At 47.3% G+C, this 790-nt stretch carries 1 protein-coding gene; it reads left to right on the forward strand.

The genetic code is table 11. The features are described from left to right. Window positions 1–321: 321 nt before the first annotated feature. The coding region (locus tag EHQ17_RS12800; protein ID WP_135590175.1) for a DUF1564 domain-containing protein at window positions 322–790 on the forward strand (469 nt) is incomplete at its 3' end.

Genomic DNA, 790 nt, shown 5'->3' on the forward strand with positions numbered 1-790 from the left:
CCAAGTTGCGGTCTTTTCCGATTCGCGGAGCTTGTGTGCTTCATTGGAAAAACGGTTCCGAGTTTTGATCGTTGTCCCGATGTAAAACTTCGTTTTGGGTTTCGGGTTGGCTCGAGGACCATATCGACCTCCAATACGCTTTCTTGTTTCGAAGCCATAAATTCGTAGTTCTTTCCGGTCATTCCGAAAAAATCCGCTCGTTGTTGTTACGTTGGCGGAGCCTTTTATTGGAAAAAATTTTGAAAATTTCCGCGAATGGAACTTTTTTTTAGATTCGGTTTGTTCTTGGAGAAATTTGGAGGAACCGTTCTCGGTATGGGAATGGGTGTTTTACTTTTAAGTTCGGATCATAGGATCGATTCTGAATTGCGGGAAAGTCGGGCGGAGGTCGTGACGCTTCTCGTTCCGAAACAAACGCTCCTGCGATATCGCGAAGATCAAAGGAAACGTTTGCCGAAGTTGATTCCGGAACTTCTGCGGACGTATGGAAAATATCTGACGTCGGTGGAACGCATTGGTAAACGGGCGGGGAAGACGTCGTATCAGCCGAGCGTTGGTCGGGAGAATATGGTTCGGATCAATGTTCGGTTGAATACGGGGAGTTGGGCTTTGTTGGGTGCTTTGGCGCAGGCTCACGGTGTTTCGCGTTGTTTTTTGTTCAATTATCTGTTGTGGTTGGAGGAAGTCGGGGTCGGGGATTCTATTGTGGAGACGATGAATGATGGAGGTCCTACCTTCCACAAGATCTACAATTATATTCTCCACCTCGATCTCTCCAGCAACCGGATCG

The organism is Leptospira gomenensis (assembly GCF_004770155.1).
GTDB classification, from domain to species: domain Bacteria; phylum Spirochaetota; class Leptospiria; order Leptospirales; family Leptospiraceae; genus Leptospira; species Leptospira gomenensis.